We start from the raw sequence: 17,503 nt of genomic DNA, 5'->3' as shown, positions 1-17,503 counted from the left end.
ATTGTTGGTCGTTGTCGCGGCTCGCCGCCGCCCTCAGCCGCCCTCGTCGTCCGGCGGTTCGGCGAGTCGGATGGTCATCTCCAACTCGAAGCTCTCGGCGTCGCTCGTCTCGAAGCCGACGGTCTGGTAGAGGCCGACCGCCGCGCGGTTCCACCGCTCGACCGTGAGCCACACCTTCTCCACGCCGGCCTCCCGGCCGTGGCCGAGCAGCGCCTTGATGAGCCGCGTCCCGATGCCGGCGCGCTGGTACGTCTGGTGGACGAAGATGGCGAGTTCGTAGGCGTCGCCGTCGGGGACGAGCGTCGCGTGGCCGGCCACCTCGTCGCCGTCCCACGCGATGACGTTCAGGCAGTCCTCGTCGAGGATGTTCTCCAGCCAGTCGCGGATGCGGTCCTCGCGGCCCGGCGGGATGCCCTGCGCGCGGTCCGAGGGGTCGAACGCGTCGTACATCTCGACGAGCGCCTCCAACTCCTCGTCGGAGCCGTCGTGCGCGCGCACCTCGATGGTGCGGTCTTCCCCGTCGGTGAACGACAGCGGCGGCGCGTCGTACGGGTCGGCGACGGCGTCGGAGAACGTTCGGTCGCTCATCGTACTAGGGTGACGGTCACGTGGGAGTTCAACAGGACGAACTCCGCGATGTTGCCGATCTGTATCTTCCCCATCGGGCTCGTCTCGCCGCCGCCGAGCACCAGTTGGTCGAACCCCTCGTTCTCGGCGAGGTCCACGAGGGCGCTCCCCGGGTCGCCGTCGAGCGCGCGGACGGTCGCGTCGACGCCGCGCTCGTCGAGCAGTTCCGTCACCCGCGTTTCCATCTCCTCGCGCGAGCGCTCGCCGGACGGGTTGTCGACGATGGCGACCGTGAGGTCGTCGCCGACCTCGGCCGTCCGTTCGACCGTCGTTTCGAGCGCCCGCATGGAATCGTCGCTGCCACCGATTCCGAGCAGTACCTTCATGATTCCCAATCTCGCGGGCGCGATAGAAAACCCTTACCCGGAAACGGGGGGCGACATCCCCGCCGGCGGGGGACCGCGCGTCGCGGAACCCTTTTCGGCCGTGCCGCGGTAGCCCGCGGTATGACAGACGAGTCCGACGAGTTCGAGACGGGCGCGAGCGACGCCGAGGAGACGGCTCGCCCCGACGCGGACCCGCGAGCGGCGGCGGACGAAGCGGCGGGAGACACGGAGCCAGCAGACCCGGCCACCGGCTCGGAGACTGCGGGCGCGGAACCGAGAGACGACGCCGGAGCCGATGCCGACGCCGAAACCGCGACTGAATCCGAGGCCGGCGACGCCGGTCCAGACGCCGGAGCCGACGCCGACGACGCGGTTCCCGAGGACGTACAGAAGTACGCCCGGTTCAAGAAGGTCGACGGCGCGCAGTACGACCGCGTCAACGACTTCCTCCGCGAGCGGACCTACGTGACGGCCCGCGAGTGGGCAATCGCGCGACTCTGCGCCGACTTCCGGACCGAGACGGGCGTCGAGATGACGAAAATCGGGAACAACCTCCCCGAACTCGTCCCCTTCATGACCGATACCTACACGCCGCAGGCGGTCAATCAGGCCCGGTCTGCGTTCCGCGACAAGGTCCGGAAGTCGGGCGCGACGTTCCTCTACGGCGCGATGTCGGGGTTCTTCACGGCCGAGGAACTCGACGAGATGATGTACGAGGTGACGGAAATCGCCAAGTTCCTGCTCGAAGTCGAGGGCGTCGACCTCTCGGTCGAAGAGGAACTCGAAGCCGAAGAGCGCATTTCGAGCGTCATGCGCGAGGTCCGCGAGGCGAGCACGGAACTGCGGCAAGAGGAACTGTCTGACGAGGGGTGAGGCCCCGCGGTCCGTGCGACTCCGCACCGGTTTTGCCCCCGGACCGACGCCGCGCCGACTCGCAGTCAGGGGAAAAGCGGGTCCGGTTCCGACTGGACTAACTCGACGCGTCGGTCCGCCTCGACCGGCCGAACGTAGAGCCGGAGTTCGTCCTGTTTTCGCGCCTTCGTCGCCATCGCGTCCACCTCGCCCAGCTCGTAGTACAGCGGGACGACGACGGCCTTCGACGCCGCGGCGTCCTGCACGACCGAGACGACGAACACGGTGTCGTCCTCGCGGGCGCGGTACACGTCGTAGCGGTCGAACTCGGCCGACTCGACCCACGACGACAGCGCGTCGAACTCGCTTCCGGGGACGAGCACGTCGAAGCCGACGCGCTCCGTCGCCTCCGGCAGGTTCGCCGGCGGCAACACCGACACGTCGCCGGGATGGAGCACGAGCGTCTCCCAGCCCTCGTCTTCGTACTCGGCCGCGGTCGCCTCGGCGTCCTCCACGACCGTCTCCCAGAACGACAGCAGTCCCGTGAGTGCGTGCGGTTCGTCGGCGTCCGCGTTCGGGTCGCGGCCTCGCGGCGGCGTCCGCTCGTCGGTCATGCGTGTCACTCCCTCGGGGAGTCGGACGGGAAAAAGATTCGCTTGCGTCGGGTTCGTCCGGTCCGGCGGGGGTCCCGACACCCGACGGCGGAACTGCTATCTGTCTCCCCGCCGACAGTCGGCCCGATGCGATGGTCACTCCGCGCGGTCCTCGGGTCGCTCCAACTCCCCGTCGCCGGGGCCGGGGTCGCGCTTCTCGCGTTCGTCTGGCGGACCGCCGTCACGATGCCCCCGCCGCCGCCCGGAAGCGACGGCTTCGCCCACGGGCTCGCGGGCTTTTTCCTCCTCGTGTTCGGGGTCGCCGGCTTCGTCCTCCTCGCTGGTGGCCTGCTCATCCCGCCGGGACCGGGATACGGCGTCCGGTTCACTCGCAGACAGCGCTGGCTGTTCGCGTACGCGCTGGTCGCCCCGGCGCTCGCCGTGGGCGGTTTCCTCGGGACGGTCGTCCTGTCGGCCGGCCTCGGTGGTCTCGGCGGCCTCGCCGGGTCGGCAGTCTCGCTGGTCGCACTGACCGCGCCGCTGGCGGTGCTCGTCGGCGTCGGCTGGAAGGGCGCACAGGTCGCGGCCGCGCGGTTCTGAGATTTTCGCGCCGCAGTCGCGCTCAGTTGCGCTCAGTCGCGGACGTTCTCGCCGGCGACCGCGCCGAACTCGTCGCCGTCCCAGACGAACTCGCCGCGGAGCATCGTCCACTCGGGGAAGACGCCGGTGTGGCCCTCGAACGGCGTCCACTCGCAGTTCGAGTGGAGGTCCGCGCCGCGAATCTCGCGGGCGGCGTCGAGGTCGTACAGCGCGAGGTCGGCGTCCGCGCCCGCCTCGATGCGGCCCTTGCGCGGCAGGTCGAACACGTCGGCGGGGTTCGCGGCGACCACGTCGCGGACGCGCTCGGCGGTGAGGTCGCCGGCGACGACCGCGCCGAGAAGCAGGGGCACCATCGTCTCGACGCCGGGGACGCCGCTCGGGGCGTCGAGGAGCGACCGTTCTTTCTCCTCGCGCGTGTGCGGCGCGTGGTCCGTGGCGACCATGTCGATGCGGCCGTCGGCGAGGCGCTCGAACATGGCCTCGCGGCGCGCCTCGGAGCGGAGCGGCGGGTTCATCCGGCCGTAGGTGCCCAACTCGTCGAGGTCGTCGCGGGACAGAAACAGGTGGTGCGGCGTCGCCTCGCAGGTCGCGCCGCCGTCGCGGGCGGCGTCGACGCCCTCCGGCGTGCTCGTGTGGGCGATGTGAATCTGCGCGCCGGTCTCGCCGCCGACGCGGACGGCGCGCTCGACGGCGACCGCTTCGGCCTCGGCGGTCCGGTAGGCGCTCCACGCGTCGGCGTCGGCGTCGCGGCCGACCCCGCCGAGGTCGCCCTCGATGGCCGATTCGTCGAACAGGTCGGCGTCCTCGGCGTGGACCGTGACGGGCACGCCCGCCTCGCCGGCGCGCTCCGCGGCCTCGGCAAACAGGTCGGCCTCGATGCCCATGTCGCCGGTCGAATCGGCCAGAAACACCTCGCCGAGGGCGAAAAGCGGTCGGTCGAACAGGCTGTCCGGGTCCCAGTCGGCGGTGACGCCGCCGTTGATACCGTAGTCGATGCAGGCGTTCGCGGCGCACTCCGCTTTCACGTCGAAGCCCGCGCCGTCGGTCGTCGTCGGGTCGGTGTTCGGCTGGTCGGCGACGGTCGTCACGCCCCCCGCGGCGGCGCTCCGCGCGCCGGTCTCCCACGTCTCCTTGTGCTCGAATCCCGGTTCGCGGAAGTGGACGTGCACGTCGATAGCGCCCGGCAGAAGCAGGTTCTCCTCGGCGTCGACGGTCTCCTCGTCGGCGACGGGGTCGAGGTCACCGACCGCCTCGACGGTTCCGTCCTCGACGCGGACGTCGACGGCGCGGCCGTCGGCCAGCGTCGCGTTCTCGATTCGCATACGAGGGGGTGCGACGCGCCGGGTGCTAAGTCCGGCGGTTCGGGGAGTGACGGGGCCGGCGGTTCGGGGAGTGATGGGGCCGGCGGTTCGGGGAGTGACGGGGCCGGCGGTTCGGGGAGCGGTCGCAGTCAGTCGCTCACGCGAGGTCCGCCGCGCCTTCGACGCGCGTCTCCGCGTCGCCAACGAAGGCGGCTTCGAGGGCGTCGCAGACCGCGTCGGAACTGGCCGGGCCGCCGGCGTCGGCGACGCTCCCCACCGAATCCGGGTCGAAGGGAACGTCGATGGCCTCGTAGACGGGCGCGAGCACGTCGGCTATCTCGTCGCGGTCGGTGACGATGACCACGCCGGAGACGAGCGCGCTCTCTTTTCGAACGCGCTGGGCGAGGCCGCAGAGCTTCCCGCCCGCTTGGACCGAGTGGTCGCCGGGGCAGTACGACGCCGGGGGCTCGCCCCGCCGCGCGGGGACGCCGAGGGTTCGCAGGGCGCGGACGACGGCGGTCGTTCCGGCCTCGTACCGCGCGTCGAGGCCGCTCCGGGCGTCGTCGAGGGGAACCGCGTGGGCGAACGCGACGGTGGTTCCCGTGTAGGCCACCGCGCGGCCGCCGACGGAGCGCTCGACAGCGGGAAAACCGCGTTCCTCGGCGGCGGCGACGGCCTCGCCGTACCGCGGGGCGCGGGTGTCGCGCCTGCCGAACGCGAGCTGTCGGTGCGGCGTCCACGCGCGGAACGCCGGTTCGTCCGTGTCGCCCGCCTCGCGGAGCATGGCCGCGGTGACCGCCCGGTCCGCCTCCCGGTCGGGCCCGCGGCCGCGGATGACGCGCATGCCCGAGAGAACCACCCCGACGTACCTAAGCGCACCCGTCCCGTCCCGACGACCATGCTGCGACTGCCGCGGCCGATGCTCTCGCGCTTCGAGCGCTTCTCGCTCTACAACTCGCCGTACCCCGCCCACGACAGCGGGTGTGCTATCGACCTCTACGTCGCCGCCGACGACCCGGTGGCCCGCTCGCCCGTCGCGGGCGTCGTCCGCGAGACGCGGACCGTCCGCGCGCCCGACAAGCCCTACGCCCACGACGACGAGTACCTCATCCTCGTCGATGTCGACGCCGACGCCACCGGACTGGACTGGCTCGGCGATCCCGACGACGACCCCCGGGACGGACTGGTCGCGCGCATCCTCCACGTCGACCCCGGCGTCGACGCGGGCGACGAGGTCGCGGTCGGTGACTCGCTGGGACGGCTCGTCCGCTCCGGCTTTTTCGCGCCGTGGGTCTCGAACCACGTCCACGTCGGCTTTCGGGCCGCGGACGCGAACCACCACCGGGCTCGGGGGTCGCTCCCGGTGTCGCCCGACGTGACCGTCTCGCCGCTCGACTGGGACGGGACGGGAACCGTCGTCGAGACGGCCGAGACGTTCGTCGTTCTCGACGCCCCGACCCGCGCCGACGCGGCGGTCGGCCCGGACGGGTTCGTCGGTCTCGCCAGCGACGAGGGCGTCGTCCTCGACGGCGGGCTCGCCCACTACGGCTTCGGGGGCGCGCTCTCGCCCGTCGAAGACGGACAATCGCTGTCGCTCCTCGGCGAGCGGGTCGGCCGGGCGGCCGGCCGCGATGTTCCGTGGGCCGACTTCGACGTGCTCGTCGACGGCGTTCGAGTCACTGGATTGTCACTGTTCGCGTCTCGCGTCGACTTCGGGAGCAAACTCGTCTGTCCCGGTCACGGCTTCGCCACCGGCGACGAGGTGTCGGTCGAGATTCGCCCCAGCGCCGACCCGATTCGACTCGACTGACGGCGGCAGAAGTGTCATGAAACTGCTTTTTAAATCCTCTCCGGCGCGACTGCCCGACACCTCCACTTTGTGGCACCATTTTTAAACACCTTTACTATGAAAGGATTAGTCTCCGCAAAAAATATCCTTCGGTCGCCCGTATTTTTCTCCGTTCGTGAGATCCGACATACGAGCGTGTGCCGTCGCTTCGGTGTTCGATGCAGCCGCTGCCTCCGCGCTGCGATGACCGGCGACCACGCCAGTGGGTACGAGGTCGAACTCGGCCACCCGCTGGCCGGGGCCTCGCCCGACGGAACGTTCGAGGACCCCGAGTTCGAACTCACGTTCGTCGGCGGTATCCCGGTGACGGACGAGCCGGTTCCCTACTTCGTCGCCCGCGGGAGCGACCGCGAGGCGCTCGACAACCTGCTCGACGACCACGCGAGCATCGAGCGCTTCGAACCGATATCGGACGGACCCGAGGGACGGCTTTACCGCTGCGAGTGGGCGACCCGCGACGGCGACATCCTCTCGGCCATCCGCGAGTGCGACGGCATCGTCCGGCGAATGGTCGGCACGAGGTACGGCTGGTCGCTGTCGGTGTACTTCCCGTCGAACGAGCTGACCACCCGATTCCACGACGCCTGTCTCTCCCGCGATATCGACATCGACGTGCGCCGCGTCGAACCGGCCCGCCTCGACGAGCGTCACCCCCCGGACACCGGCCTCTCGGAGAAACAGCTGACGGCGCTTCGGCTCGCCTTCGAACGGGGCTACTTCGAGACGCCGAAAGAGGCGGGTCTCGACGACATCGCGAGCCGGTTGGGTATCACCGAACAGGCGCTCTCACAGCGGCTTCGTCGGGCCCTCCGAAACCTCGTCGGGTCGACGATAGACGACCTCGACCGCGGTTCGCGGTCCGAGTGAGGAGCCGATGATGCGTCAAAACGGGACCGTGGTGGGGCGCGGCAACCGGGCGCGAGATGCCACGGCGGGTGTCGATTTCGCCGCCGGAACGGCGCGACTCGCGGCTCTCCGGCGGTGCGCCCGTGTGGGGGGTGCCACCGACGCATATCGGTACGCCGATTCTAGTAATATATCTGACCCTTGTGTGGACAATCGGTATTTAAGCGGCGTCGAAGTAATCGAGATACCCCGAGGCGAACGCCCGTAGTTCGTCGTACGTCGGCGGCGACCCGGTTCTGACGAAGTGTCCCGCGACGGCGTTGCCGACGACGAGCGACTCCGCGCGACCGAGGTCGAGGACGTGCGCGAGCGCGAGGCCCGCGTTGAAGTGGTCGCCCGAACTCGTCGTCAACACCGGGTCGTCCGTCCGGGGGACCCCGACGGTCGCGGTTCCCGCCTCGTCGACGAGGTGCGCCTCCTCGATGCCGTGGCCCGCGAACCGACTGACGCCGAGGTGGTCGAACGCCGCCTGTGACTCGCGGCCGAAGTCGTCGCTCTCGACGCCCGCCAGCCGCGCGAGATAGCGCGTCTCGTAGCGGTTCGCAGAGACGACGACGCGCACCGCGTCGTCCAGCGCCGACACCTGCTCGACGCCCGCGGCGACCACGTCGGGCTCTCGCTTTCTGAGGTCGCCGGGGTCCAAAAGCAGCGTCTCCGGCGGGTCCGACAGCGTCGGCCACAGCTCCTCGCGGAGGCCGCGGGCCACGTCCGGTAGCTCGGGCATCTCCGACCAGTAGCCCATCCCGACGAGTTCGGCCCCGTCGACCAGTTCGGCCAGTCGGTCGAAGCCGACGCGCGACTCGATTCCGGCCCAGTCGAGCGTCATCAGCGCGCCGATTTCGGTGAGCATCAGCTTCCCGTCGCCGAACTCGACGGCGTCGGTGTAGCCCGGCGACCCGAGGGTCTCCAGCGGGAGGTGGCCGAACTCCTCGACGAACGGCTCTTCGACCGGGTCGCCGAGACAGCCGACGACTCCGGGCTCGAACCCCATCCGGTCGAAGGCGCGCGCGAGGTGGCTCACGTGTCCGCCGGTGCGGACGCCGTCTTGAATCCACTCGAAGGTGAGCGAACTCTCGGCTTCGACCGAGTCGTTCACGCGCTCAGCGAACGCGTCGAGCGTCGGCACCCGCTCGTAGGTATCTGCCGACTGTCGCTCGGAGACGCACTCCCGAACGCGGTCGATGTAGCCGTCGAATCCGAACAGCACCCGCCCGCCGTCGACGCGCTCGGGCAGCGACTCCCGACACGAGTCGGCCGCGCGGACCGTCGTCTCGTCCGGTGTTTCCATGGCGCTCCGTTCGGACGACCCGCAATTAGTGTTGCCGCCGGCGGCGACACTCTCGGCCCGTCAGTGGTCGCTTTCGGTCGTGATTTCGAACCGCGCGCCGCCGTCGTCGCTCTCGACGAACCAGACGCTCCAGCCGTGGGCGTTCACGACGCTCATGACGACGCTGAGGCCGAAACCGGTCCCCTCGGAACTCGTGGTGTAGCCCGCCTCGAACATGCGGGGGCGGTCGTCCGGCGGAATCCCCGGGCCGTCGTCTTCGACGTAGAAGCCGGCGCGGTCGTCGAGGGGGCCGACCCGGACGGTCACGTCGTCGCCGCCGTGGCGAATCGCGTTCGAAAAGAGGTTTTCGAGGAGCTGTCTGAGCCGCCCGCGGTGGGCGTCGACCGGGATTTCGCCGTCGGTGACGAGCGTCGCTTCCGGCGCGTCGCTCGCGGCGGTCGTCCACGCCGCCTCGGCGACGCCCCCGAGCGACAGTCGCTCGGCCTCCTCGACCGTCTGACCGTTGCGCGCGAGCGCCAACATGTCCTCGACGATGCCGGCCATCCGCTCGTGGGCGTCGGCGACGCGGTCCAGTTCGTCGCCGTCGTACTGCTCGCGGGCGAGGTCGAGATAGCCCATCGCCGCGTTCAGCGGGTTCTTGAGGTCGTGCGAGACGACCGACGCGAACGATTCGAGCTGTTCGTTCTGGCTGGCGAGTTCGCGCTCGCGCCGCCGCAAGAGCTGTTCGCGTTCGACCCGGTCCAAGACCGCGCGGGTGTTGGCGGCCAACACCTTCGCCAACGCGATGCGCTGGTCGGCCAGCGAGTCGTCGCCGACGGACGCGACGAAGAACACGCCGTGGTCGGGAATCGGCACGATGAGTTCCTCTTTGACCCCGGCGTCGAGGACGAACCGTCGCGGGTTCGAGTCCACGTCCCGGTAGAGGTTGTGCTCGCCGCGTTCGAACACCTCCCACGTCAGCCCGGCCCCTCGCGGAATCGGCGGCACGTCGCCGAACACGTCCCACGCCTCGTCGGTGAACGCCGTCGGGACGAGCGCGTCCTGCGACTCGTCGTACAGGAGGACGCCGCTAATCGCGTAGTCGAGGACTTCGGTGGCGGCCTCGCGGACGATTTCCGCGACTTCCTCGCGGCTCGTCGCCCCCGTCAGCCGTCGGGTCGACGCGTGCAGCGCGTTGAGCCGCTGTTCGTACCGCTTTCGCTCCGTCACGTCCGTCGAGATGCCGACCGCGCCCGCGACCTCCCCGCCGTCGTCGACGATGGGCGAGACGGTGAACTCGGCCACGTAGTTTTTCTCGGGAAACGACAGTTCGATTTCGAACCGCTCGCGCTCGCTCTCGCCGCCGAGGACGGCGTCGAGCGCGGACTGGGCGCGTTCGTACTGGTCGGCGGCGAGATAGCCGGCGTCGCGGAGCGCCGAGACGTGTCGGCCGACGAACGTCGACATGGGGATGGTCGTCCGCGAGAGCGCGGCCTCGTTGATGAACTGGACGACACCCGCCTCGTCGAGCACGTACGCGCCTTGGCCGATGCTCTCGACGATGGTCTCGTAGCGCTTGAGCCGCTGCTCGTAGCTCCGCTGTTCGGTCACGTTCCGCGAGGTGACGACGAAGCCGTCGACCGAGGTGTCGGCCTGATTGCTCCCCACGGATTCGAGCCACGTCCACGACCCCTCGGCGTTCCGCTGGCGGTACCGGACGGGGTCGGTCCCGTCGGCCCCGGTCTGGAGCGCGCGCTCGAAGACGGCCTTGACGCGGTCCCAGTCGTCGGGGTGAATCAGGTCGGCGACGTGCTCTCCGACGAGTTCGTCCTCGTCGAATCCGAGCACCTCGGTGACGGAGGGGCTCTGGTACTTGATTCGCCCGTCGGTTCCCACGAGGGTCACGAGGTCCCGTGCCAGCTCCACGAGCCCGCGGAACTGCGCTTCCGTGGCCCGCTGCTCGGTCACGTCGCGCATCGAGACGAGGACGGCGTCGGAGCCGTGGTAGTCGATTTCTCTGACGTTCGTCGAGCACTCGCGGGCCGCGCCGTCGGCGTCGACGAGACGAATCTCGTAGCTCGCGGGTGCGTCGACGCCCTGTCGTCGCGTCGTGGCGATGGCGGCGGCCCGCTCGCGGTCGTCGGGGTGGACGATACTCGACACCGACCGCTCGTCGAGTTCGCCGTCGCGCAGGCCGGTGAGCTCGGTCAGCCGGCGGTTCCAAAAGCGAAACTCGCCGTCCTGCGCGACGAAGATGGCGTCGTGGCTCTGTTCGACGACGGTCCGATACAGCGAGTCCGAGTTCCGCCCGGCCGACGCCCACTGCGTGAACTCGATGGCCCGCTCGACCCGCGCGGCGACCGAGGCGACCGCTTCCGGCGTCTCCGGGTCGCTGATGGCGATTGCGCCGCCGTCGTGGGCCGATTCCGGGGTGCTTTCGGTCAGAAAGAACACCGGGACCACGCCGACTCGGTCGCGGACGCCGGAGACGAACTCGGCGTCGAGAGCGCCGCGGACGACGACGCCGCCGACTCCGGCGTCGAGGGCACTGAACACGTCGCCGCGGTCGGCGCACGTCTCGGTCGTGAACCCGCGTCGTCCGAGGGCGTCGACGAGGCCGTCGGGGCACTCGTCGACCAGTACGACGCGGGTGTCGCTCATACCCGTATCACTCCGTGAACGTGTATATATTTCACTCACCACCGGACTGACAAGTGCTCTACGGCTCCCGTCCGCTCGGCTCACTCGCCGGTCGGTTTCCCGCTCGCAGTCGCCTCGGTGCGGCCCACTCGTTGCTCGCGGGACCGGCGAGGCGACCGCCTGCTCGCGCTGCTCGCGGGTCCGCCGGGGTTGCCACCGACCGTCGGTTACATACTATTTGACACACTCGTTCGTGATATGGCCGACGACTTTCCCGCCGAGGCCGCGGCAATCGTCCAGCGACACATCGAGGACGAACACGGCTACCTGTCGTGGCTCAACACCCGCGTCGACGCCATCGAGCGCGGCCGCATCGTGATGACCATCCCGTACGACGAGAAGCTCACCAACACCGTGTCGCCGCCGACGATTCACGGCGGTATCGCGGCGACGCTCATCGACACCGCGGGCGGCATCGCCCTCCGAACGATGCTCGACGACCCGCTCGCCGGCGGCGTCGCCACCATCAATCTCAACGTGAACTACCTGCGGCGGGCGTCGGGCGACCTGACCGCGGTCGCTGAGGTCGTCCGCGCCGGCGGCTCGGTCGGCGTGAGCACCATCACCGTCGTCAGCACCGACCCGGAAGAGGACTCGGACGTGGCCGCCCGGCAGTCGCCGTCGAGCGACTGGAACGACGCCGTCGCCACCGGACAGGGCGCGTATCGGCTCTTTCGGGAGTGAGACGCGGCCGGAGTCGCGGTCAGCGTCGGAGTCGGGGTTAGAGTCAGGGTTCCGCTCGCGCTCGGCGGGGCCGCCGGTCTACTCGAACGTCACGTCCGCGAGCGTCGCCGTCTCGCCGAACAGCCAGTCGGCGTGGTCCACGGCGTACGCCTTGTGTTCTTCCTCGATGTAGCCGAGCGCGTCGGTGACGAGAATCGGTCGGTAGTCCCGCAGGCCGGCGCTCCCGGCGGTGTGGAGGACGCAGACGTTCGCCAGCGTGCCGCAGATGAGCAGGTCGTCCACGCCGTGGCTGTCGAGCCAGCCCGCCAACTGCGTCCGGTAGAACGCGTCGTAGGTGTGCTTCTCGACGACGAGGTCCTCGTCGCGCACGTCGAGGTCGCCGTGGAGGGCGGCGTCCCACGTCCCCTCGACGACGTGTTCGCCCCAGCGCTCGAACTCGTCGTAGTAGTGGTTGCCGTCGAACTGCTCCGGCGGGTGCACGTCGCGGGTGTAGACGACGCGCGCGCCGGCGTCGCGGGCGGCGGCGACGAGTCCCGTAACCGGCTCGATTGCGGATTCGCTCCCCGGCGCGAACAGGCTCCCGTCGGGGTGACAAAAGCCGTTCTGCATATCCACGACGACCACCGCGGTTCGGGTCGGGTCGAGTTCCATGCGCGTGGGTTGCGCCGGGACGACCAAAACAGTACGCGCCGGTTCGATTCGACGCCCGAACCCGACAAGGTACTTCACTCCGGAGTCTAAGGGTACGATATGCGAACCACCGGTCTCCGCGCCGTTTTCGCCGCCGTACTCTTGGTTCTCGCCGGCTGTGCCGCCCCCACGGCCGCGCCCGGCGGCGACGCGTCGCCCGCGACCCCCGACCCGGACAGAGACGGCTTCGACGACCCCGACCAGGACGTGCTCGGCTGGGAGAACGGCTACTGGTACGACGAGCCAATCGCCGTCGACCAGTCCGACGGCCTCAACGACTCCGAGATGGAGGCGTACGTCGCCCGCGGGATGGCCCGCGTCGAACAGCTCCGGCAGTTGGAGTTCGACGAGCGCGTCCCCGTCAGCGTCGTCTCCCGAGACGACTACCGGAGCGCCAACGCCGGCGGCTCTGCCGCTTCGGACTCCGAGTACAACCGCTGGAACGACCAGGTGTGGGAGGCGCTTTTCATCGCCGGTGAGTCGACCGCGAGCGCGAGCGCCATCTCCGAGACGACCGGGAGTTCGGTCCTCGGCTTCTACTCGCCGTCCGACGGCGAAATCAAAATCGTCACCGACTCCCCGGGCGAGCCGACCATCGACAACGCCACGCTCGTCCACGAACTGGTCCACGCCGCACAGGACCAGCGGTTCGACCTGACCGACGCCCGATTCCGAAGCGAGACGCAGGACGGCGACCTCGCCACCGACGGCATCGTCGAGGGCGACGCCAGCTACGTCGAACGACAGTACAGCGAGCGGTGCGCGGCCGGGACGTGGGACTGCGTCGCCACGCCCGACACGGAAAACAGCGGCGGCAGCCCGAACCTCGGCGTCCTGATTACCATCTTCCAGCCGTACTCCGACGGCCCGGTGTACGTCCACGACCTCTACGAGCGGGGCGGCTGGGAGGCCGTCAACGACGCCCTTCGCGACCCGCCGGCGTCCACCGAACAGACCATCCACGTCACCGACGAATCGCCCCGTCCCATCTCCTTCGTCGACGAGGGGACGAACGGCTGGACCACCTTCCCCGACCAGGGCGTCGAGGGCTCGGACACGGTCGGAGAGGCGTCGATGTTCGCGATGTTCTGGTATCAGGCCCGCACGTCCGGCGCGGAAACCGTCCGCGTCCAGTCCATCCTCGACACGAACTCGCAGTACGACACGTACAACTACGACGCCGAGCCGTCGAACGGCTGGGCGAACGACCGCCTGTTCCCCTACCGCAACGCGGCCGGCGCGGAGACCGACTACGGCTACGTCTGGATGACTGAGTGGGACACCGACGACGACGCGCGGGAGTTCCACGACGCGTACCTGAACATCCTCAGCGCCCACGACGCCACCCAGCGGGACGACGGCGTCTACGTCATCGCGGACGGCTCGTTCAACGACGCCTTCCGGGTCGTCCGCACCGGCGACCGCGTCGTCGTCGTCAACGGGCCGACGCCCGCCGACGTGGACGAGATTCGGCCGGGACTCGCCGGCTGAGTCGACTCCGCGTTTCACGCTGATTTTCCCGTTCCGTTTCGCGTTCCCGCCCGCCCGGTGACAAAGCACTTGCCGCGGGGCGACGCCAACCGGGATATGGCCCGCTTTCGAGCCCTCCCGCTGGCGGCGCTCGCCGCGCTCGCCGTCCTCTCCGGCTGTGTCGGCGTCCCGACTGCCGACGCGCCGGGTGAGTCGCCGTCGGTGACGGCGGAAACGCCGACTGCGACGACGGAACCCACACCGACCGACCCGGCGACGCCCACGGAAACCGACGAGTGGTACTTCGACTGCAACGCCTCGCTTTCGGTCGACCCCGCGGATGAGGTTCCGAGCGACGCGACCGTCTTCGACTACGCGAACCTCTCGACAGAGCGGCGCGCGGAGTTCGACGCGGCGGTTGGCGGGTCAAACTCCGCAGAGAGCGCCGACGCCGCGTCGTTCTCCGAGCGGACCGACGCCTACGAGTTCTGGGTGGAGCGCCCGTACGTCAGGTACGAAAACGAGACGTACAGCTCCGTCGTCGCAATCTGCTGACCCCGCGCCGGGACGCTTTTTCGACTCCCGCCCGTGAATTGGCTATGAACCGCCGCCTCGCCGCCGTTTTCTCCGCATTTCTGCTCGTCGTCGCCGGCTGTGCCGCCCCCGTCGCAGACCCGAGCGCCGCGAACGACAACTCGGACGCCGCGGTCGGGGGCGCGGACCCGGACCCGGACGCCGACCGGTCGTGGCCCGACGACCCGTCGACCGACCGACTCGGCTGGGAGGCCGGCTACTGGTACAACGAGTCCATCGCAGTCGACCAGTCCGACGGCCTGAACGACTCCGAGATGGAGGCGTTCGTCGCCCGCACGATGGCTCGCGTCGAGGTCGTCCGCGAACTGGAGTTCGAGGAGTCCGTGCCGGTCGAGGTCGTCTCGCGCGCCGAGTACCGAAACGAGTCCGACGCGTCGACCGACCCGGTCCACAGCGACTGGAACGACCAGGTGTGGGAGGCGCTGTTGCTGGTCGGTGAGGACCGGACCATCGACGAGGTGTTCGACGAGCTGTACGGCGGCGTGGTGCTCGGCTACTACTCCCCCTCAGAGGGCCGCATCGTCGTCGTGAGCGACGACAGCCAACCGACCATCGACCGTCGGACGCTCGCCCACGAACTGGTCCACGCCGCACAGGACCAGCAGTTCGGTCTGGACCGCTCGCCGTCGACGCAGGACGCCCAACTCGCCCACAGCGGGCTGGTCGAAGGCGACGCCCGCTACGTCGACGGCCTGTACGAAGCCCGCTGTGAGGCCGACTGGGACTGCGTCCCCCGGCCCTCGGGCGGCGGCTCGGGCGGCGGGTCGGTCGACTACCCGGTGTTCATCACCATCTACACGCCGTACAGCGAGGGGCCGACGTTCGTCTCGGACCTGCGCGACCGCGGCGGCTGGGCGGCCGTCGACGCGGCCTACGCCGACCGCCCCACCTCGACCGAGCAGGTGCTCCACCCGACCCGTTACCCCGACGAGCGACCGGTCGAGGTGACGGTCGAAGACCGCTCGTCGGCGGCGTGGACGCGCTACGACACCGACCCCGCCGCCGACACGGTCGGCGAGGCGTCCATCTTCGCGACGTTCTGGAAGCACCGCGCCGTCGACCGGGCGAGCCTCCAGCAGGCCCCCGGCGCGTACTCGCCGTACAACTACACCGCCGAACCCTCCGAGGGCTGGGCCGGCGACGCGGTGGTTCCCTACCGCCCGGCGTCCGACGAGACGTACGAGGCGAACCCCCACGAGCGCGGCTACGTCTGGCGGACGGTCTGGGATACCGAGGCGGACGCCGAGCAGTTCGAGCGGGCGTACGTGACCGACACGCTGGAGCGCAGCCTCAACGCGTCGGAGGCGGGCGAGGACACCTACCGCGTCGACGACGGCCCCTTCGCGGACGCCTATCGGGTAACGAGGGAGGGGAACACCGTCACCGTCGTCAACGCGCCGACCGTGGCGCAGGTGGACGAGATTCACGAGCGAAGCTAGGAGAAAACACTTGTTTCTCGGCTGACAGTCGCTCCGTATGTCCAGCCGGCTCGGTCGCTTCGCGCTCGTCGCCTCTTTGCTCGTCCTGTTCGTCGCGGCCTTCCTCTTCGTCACCGGGTCGCTCGTTCCGTGGTCGAACAGTTGCCCGCCGCAACTCGGCGTGGACCCGGCCGACGACGTTCCCGCCGACGCGGAGATAGTCGCTTACGAGTCGCTCACGCCCGCCGAACAGGCCGCCTTCGACGACGCGCTGGCCTCGGACTCGATGGTTTCGCTCGACGACCGGCCGTGGTCGCCGGGACCCAGTTACGCCCGCAAGAACGGGACGGTCTACGACGCGACAATCGCCGTCTGCTGACCCGTTGAAGACAATTCGTCTTCGACGCACGTGACCGATTATACAGCTTTTTCATCGGCCGGGTGGAATCCGCGCCAATGAGTGACTTCGATATCGTCGGTCCCGAGGCCATCCGCGACGGCGTCGCGACCGACGCCTACTTCGAGCGGACCGAGGCGACCCTCCGACACGCGGGCAAGAACCCCCGCGTCGTCGCCGAGGTGACGGCCGACCAGTTCCCCGACGGCGACTTCGAGCTGTTCGCCGGCGTGAAAGACACCGCGGAACTCCTCGCCGGCCGCGATATCGACGTCGACGCCATGCCCGAGGGCACGCTGTTCGACGGCGGCCCCGTGATGCGAATCGAGGGCGACTATCTGGAGTTCGCCCGGCTCGAAACCTCGCTTCTCGGCTTCCTCTCGCACGCCTCGGGCTGTGCGACGGCCGCCCTCGAAGCCCGCGCGGCGGCCCCCGACTCGACCGTTCTCTCGTTCGGCGCGCGACACGTCCACCCCGCCATCGCCGCGATGGTCGAGCGGAGCGCCCTCGTCGCCGGTCTCGACGGCTTCTCGCACGTCGCCGCCGGCGAGATTCTCGGGAAGGAGGCGTCGGGGACGATGCCGCACGCGCTCCTCATCGCCTTCGGGCGCGGCAATCAGGCCGAGGCGTTCCGCGCGTTCGACGAGGCCGTCGACGAAGACGTGCCGCGGGTCGCCCTCTGTGACACCTACGGCGACGAGACCGAGGAGGTGCTCCAGGCGGTCGAAGCGCTCGGTGACGACCTCGACAGCGTCCGCCTCGACACCACCTCCTCGCGCCGCGGCGACTTCCGTCACATCGTCCGCGAGGTTCGCTGGGAACTCGACGCCCGCGGCCACGAGGACGTGGGCATCTTCGTGAGCGGCGGTCTCGGCCCGGCCGAACTTCGGCACCTCCGCGACGTGGTCGAGGGCTTCGGCGTCGGCGGCCACATCTCGAACGCCGACCCGGTGGACTTCGCGCTCGACATCGTCGAGGTAAACGGCGAACCCGCGGCCAAGCGGGGCAAGCTCTCGGGCGTCAAAGAGGTCTACCGCACGGCCGACGGCGGCCACCACGTCGGCCTCCGCGGGCGGCCCGGCCCGACCGACGGTGAGTCGCTCCTCGAACCGCTCATCCGCGACGGCGAAGTCGTCTCCGAGTTCGACTTCGACATCGACGCGGCCGCGACGCGGGCCAGCGAAGACGCCGAGTCGGTCGGATTCGGCGCGGAGTAAGGTCGCGCTCTC

General features: G+C 69.7%; 18 protein-coding genes. 10 read left to right on the top strand and 8 right to left on the bottom strand.

Features of this window, described 5'->3' with window-relative positions:
• Positions 1-33: 33 nt before the first annotated feature.
• A complete protein-coding gene (locus tag DEQ67_RS14205; RefSeq protein ID WP_008574696.1) occupies positions 34-588 on the bottom strand; it encodes a GNAT family N-acetyltransferase in 555 nt (184 codons plus the stop codon).
• Positions 585-953, bottom strand: coding sequence for a universal stress protein (locus tag DEQ67_RS14200; RefSeq protein ID WP_004041703.1), 369 nt, complete (start codon positions 951-953; stop codon positions 585-587). The genes DEQ67_RS14205 and DEQ67_RS14200 overlap by 4 nt, the downstream gene beginning before the upstream one ends.
• Before the next feature lie 120 nt (positions 954-1,073).
• Here DEQ67_RS14200 and DEQ67_RS14195 point away from each other — a divergent pair, with 120 nt between their 5' ends.
• Entirely contained in the window at positions 1,074-1,826 is a 753-nt protein-coding gene (locus tag DEQ67_RS14195; RefSeq protein ID WP_424020150.1) for a DUF5806 family protein, read from the top strand.
• A 65-nt stretch (positions 1,827-1,891) separates the two neighbouring features.
• On the opposite strand, the gene DEQ67_RS14190 is transcribed toward DEQ67_RS14195, so the two are convergent.
• Positions 1,892-2,419 (bottom strand): DUF7529 family protein, encoded by a 528-nt coding sequence (locus DEQ67_RS14190; RefSeq protein WP_006601078.1) that lies wholly within the window; start codon positions 2,417-2,419, stop codon positions 1,892-1,894.
• Between the two features lie 126 nt (positions 2,420-2,545).
• Between DEQ67_RS14190 and DEQ67_RS14185 the strand changes: the two genes are divergently transcribed.
• Entirely contained in the window at positions 2,546-2,998 is a 453-nt protein-coding gene (locus DEQ67_RS14185; RefSeq protein ID WP_004063072.1) for a hypothetical protein, read from the top strand.
• Between the two features lie 32 nt (positions 2,999-3,030).
• Here DEQ67_RS14185 and DEQ67_RS14180 read toward each other — a convergent pair whose 3' ends face one another.
• Together DEQ67_RS14180 and DEQ67_RS14175 are read right to left on the bottom strand one after the other, a co-directional pair.
• Entirely contained in the window at positions 3,031-4,320 is a 1,290-nt protein-coding gene (locus DEQ67_RS14180) for a dihydroorotase (protein WP_115861264.1), read from the bottom strand.
• Between the two features lie 136 nt (positions 4,321-4,456).
• Entirely contained in the window at positions 4,457-5,143 is a 687-nt protein-coding gene (locus DEQ67_RS14175; RefSeq protein ID WP_115861262.1) for a lipoate--protein ligase family protein, read from the bottom strand.
• A gap of 54 nt (positions 5,144-5,197) precedes the next feature.
• Here DEQ67_RS14175 and DEQ67_RS14170 point away from each other — a divergent pair, with 54 nt between their 5' ends.
• Positions 5,198-6,109, top strand: coding sequence for a hypothetical protein (locus DEQ67_RS14170; protein WP_115861260.1), 912 nt, complete (start codon positions 5,198-5,200; stop codon positions 6,107-6,109).
• A 222-nt stretch (positions 6,110-6,331) separates the two neighbouring features.
• Positions 6,332-7,015 (top strand): helix-turn-helix domain-containing protein, encoded by a 684-nt coding sequence (locus tag DEQ67_RS14165; RefSeq protein WP_424020149.1) that lies wholly within the window; start codon positions 6,332-6,334, stop codon positions 7,013-7,015.
• A gap of 199 nt (positions 7,016-7,214) precedes the next feature.
• Here DEQ67_RS14165 and DEQ67_RS14160 read toward each other — a convergent pair whose 3' ends face one another.
• Both DEQ67_RS14160 and DEQ67_RS14155 read right to left on the bottom strand, forming a co-directional pair.
• Positions 7,215-8,342, bottom strand: a complete 1,128-nt coding sequence (locus DEQ67_RS14160) for a hypothetical protein (protein WP_115861258.1) — start codon at positions 8,340-8,342, stop codon at positions 7,215-7,217.
• A 60-nt stretch (positions 8,343-8,402) separates the two neighbouring features.
• A complete protein-coding gene (locus DEQ67_RS14155) occupies positions 8,403-10,982 on the bottom strand; it encodes a PAS domain S-box protein (protein WP_424020148.1) in 2,580 nt (859 codons plus the stop codon).
• Between the two features lie 237 nt (positions 10,983-11,219).
• On the opposite strand from DEQ67_RS14155, the gene DEQ67_RS14150 reads away from it, so the two are divergent.
• Complete coding sequence (locus tag DEQ67_RS14150; RefSeq protein WP_004041693.1) at positions 11,220-11,705, top strand: PaaI family thioesterase; 486 nt, start codon at positions 11,220-11,222, stop codon at positions 11,703-11,705.
• A gap of 78 nt (positions 11,706-11,783) precedes the next feature.
• On the opposite strand, the gene DEQ67_RS14145 is transcribed toward DEQ67_RS14150, so the two are convergent.
• Positions 11,784-12,356, bottom strand: a complete 573-nt coding sequence (locus tag DEQ67_RS14145; RefSeq protein WP_006601083.1) for a cysteine hydrolase family protein — start codon at positions 12,354-12,356, stop codon at positions 11,784-11,786.
• A 99-nt stretch (positions 12,357-12,455) separates the two neighbouring features.
• On the opposite strand from DEQ67_RS14145, the gene DEQ67_RS14140 reads away from it, so the two are divergent.
• The 5 genes from DEQ67_RS14140 (at position 12,456) to DEQ67_RS14120 (ending at position 17,491) form a co-directional block, all read left to right on the top strand.
• The gene (locus tag DEQ67_RS14140; RefSeq protein ID WP_115803290.1) at positions 12,456-13,886 is read left to right on the top strand and encodes an Hvo_1808 family surface protein; all 1,431 of its coding nucleotides are present in this window, start codon (positions 12,456-12,458) and stop codon (positions 13,884-13,886) included.
• A 96-nt stretch (positions 13,887-13,982) separates the two neighbouring features.
• Entirely contained in the window at positions 13,983-14,420 is a 438-nt protein-coding gene (locus DEQ67_RS14135; protein WP_115861252.1) for a hypothetical protein, read from the top strand.
• A gap of 44 nt (positions 14,421-14,464) precedes the next feature.
• Positions 14,465-15,898 carry an Hvo_1808 family surface protein gene (locus tag DEQ67_RS14130; RefSeq protein ID WP_424020147.1) on the top strand — a complete coding sequence of 478 codons (1,434 nt, stop codon included), beginning with the start codon at positions 14,465-14,467 and terminating at the stop codon, positions 15,896-15,898.
• A gap of 37 nt (positions 15,899-15,935) precedes the next feature.
• On the top strand, positions 15,936-16,256 hold the full coding sequence (locus tag DEQ67_RS14125; protein WP_115861248.1) for a hypothetical protein: 321 nt from the start codon (positions 15,936-15,938) through the stop codon (positions 16,254-16,256).
• 77 nt (positions 16,257-16,333) lie between these two features.
• Complete coding sequence (locus DEQ67_RS14120; RefSeq protein WP_115861246.1) at positions 16,334-17,491, top strand: nicotinate phosphoribosyltransferase; 1,158 nt, start codon at positions 16,334-16,336, stop codon at positions 17,489-17,491.
• Positions 17,492-17,503: the final 12 nt, after the last annotated feature.

It is taken from the genome of Haloferax sp. Atlit-48N, from assembly GCF_003383015.2.
Classification (GTDB): Archaea; Halobacteriota; Halobacteria; order Halobacteriales; family Haloferacaceae; genus Haloferax; species Haloferax volcanii.
The sequence above is the reverse complement of the archived record's forward strand: the minus strand, read 5'-3'. Positions and strand labels throughout refer to the sequence as shown.

Bases quoted from the DNA above. Each gene is read 5' to 3' on its own strand.
- DEQ67_RS14120 (WP_115861246.1), top strand. From the start codon at position 16,334: ATGAGTGACTTCGATATCGTCGGTCCCGAGGCCATCCGCGACGGCGTC.
- DEQ67_RS14125 (WP_115861248.1), top strand. From the start codon at position 15,936: ATGTCCAGCCGGCTCGGTCGCTTCGCGCTCGTCGCCTCTTTGCTCGTC.
- DEQ67_RS14155 (WP_424020148.1), bottom strand. From the start codon at position 10,982: ATGAGCGACACCCGCGTCGTACTGGTCGACGAGTGCCCCGACGGCCTC.
- DEQ67_RS14140 (WP_115803290.1), top strand. From the start codon at position 12,456: ATGCGAACCACCGGTCTCCGCGCCGTTTTCGCCGCCGTACTCTTGGTT.
- DEQ67_RS14145 (WP_006601083.1), bottom strand. From the start codon at position 12,356: ATGGAACTCGACCCGACCCGAACCGCGGTGGTCGTCGTGGATATGCAG.
- DEQ67_RS14135 (WP_115861252.1), top strand. From the start codon at position 13,983: ATGGCCCGCTTTCGAGCCCTCCCGCTGGCGGCGCTCGCCGCGCTCGCC.
- DEQ67_RS14185 (WP_004063072.1), top strand. From the start codon at position 2,546: ATGCGATGGTCACTCCGCGCGGTCCTCGGGTCGCTCCAACTCCCCGTC.
- DEQ67_RS14160 (WP_115861258.1), bottom strand. From the start codon at position 8,342: ATGGAAACACCGGACGAGACGACGGTCCGCGCGGCCGACTCGTGTCGG.
- DEQ67_RS14175 (WP_115861262.1), bottom strand. From the start codon at position 5,143: ATGCGCGTCATCCGCGGCCGCGGGCCCGACCGGGAGGCGGACCGGGCG.
- DEQ67_RS14150 (WP_004041693.1), top strand. From the start codon at position 11,220: ATGGCCGACGACTTTCCCGCCGAGGCCGCGGCAATCGTCCAGCGACAC.
- DEQ67_RS14130 (WP_424020147.1), top strand. From the start codon at position 14,465: ATGAACCGCCGCCTCGCCGCCGTTTTCTCCGCATTTCTGCTCGTCGTC.
- DEQ67_RS14180 (WP_115861264.1), bottom strand. From the start codon at position 4,320: ATGCGAATCGAGAACGCGACGCTGGCCGACGGCCGCGCCGTCGACGTC.
- DEQ67_RS14165 (WP_424020149.1), top strand. From the start codon at position 6,332: ATGACCGGCGACCACGCCAGTGGGTACGAGGTCGAACTCGGCCACCCG.
- DEQ67_RS14170 (WP_115861260.1), top strand. From the start codon at position 5,198: ATGCTGCGACTGCCGCGGCCGATGCTCTCGCGCTTCGAGCGCTTCTCG.
- DEQ67_RS14190 (WP_006601078.1), bottom strand. From the start codon at position 2,419: ATGACCGACGAGCGGACGCCGCCGCGAGGCCGCGACCCGAACGCGGAC.
- DEQ67_RS14195 (WP_424020150.1), top strand. From the start codon at position 1,074: ATGACAGACGAGTCCGACGAGTTCGAGACGGGCGCGAGCGACGCCGAG.
- DEQ67_RS14205 (WP_008574696.1), bottom strand. From the start codon at position 588: ATGAGCGACCGAACGTTCTCCGACGCCGTCGCCGACCCGTACGACGCG.
- DEQ67_RS14200 (WP_004041703.1), bottom strand. From the start codon at position 953: ATGAAGGTACTGCTCGGAATCGGTGGCAGCGACGATTCCATGCGGGCG.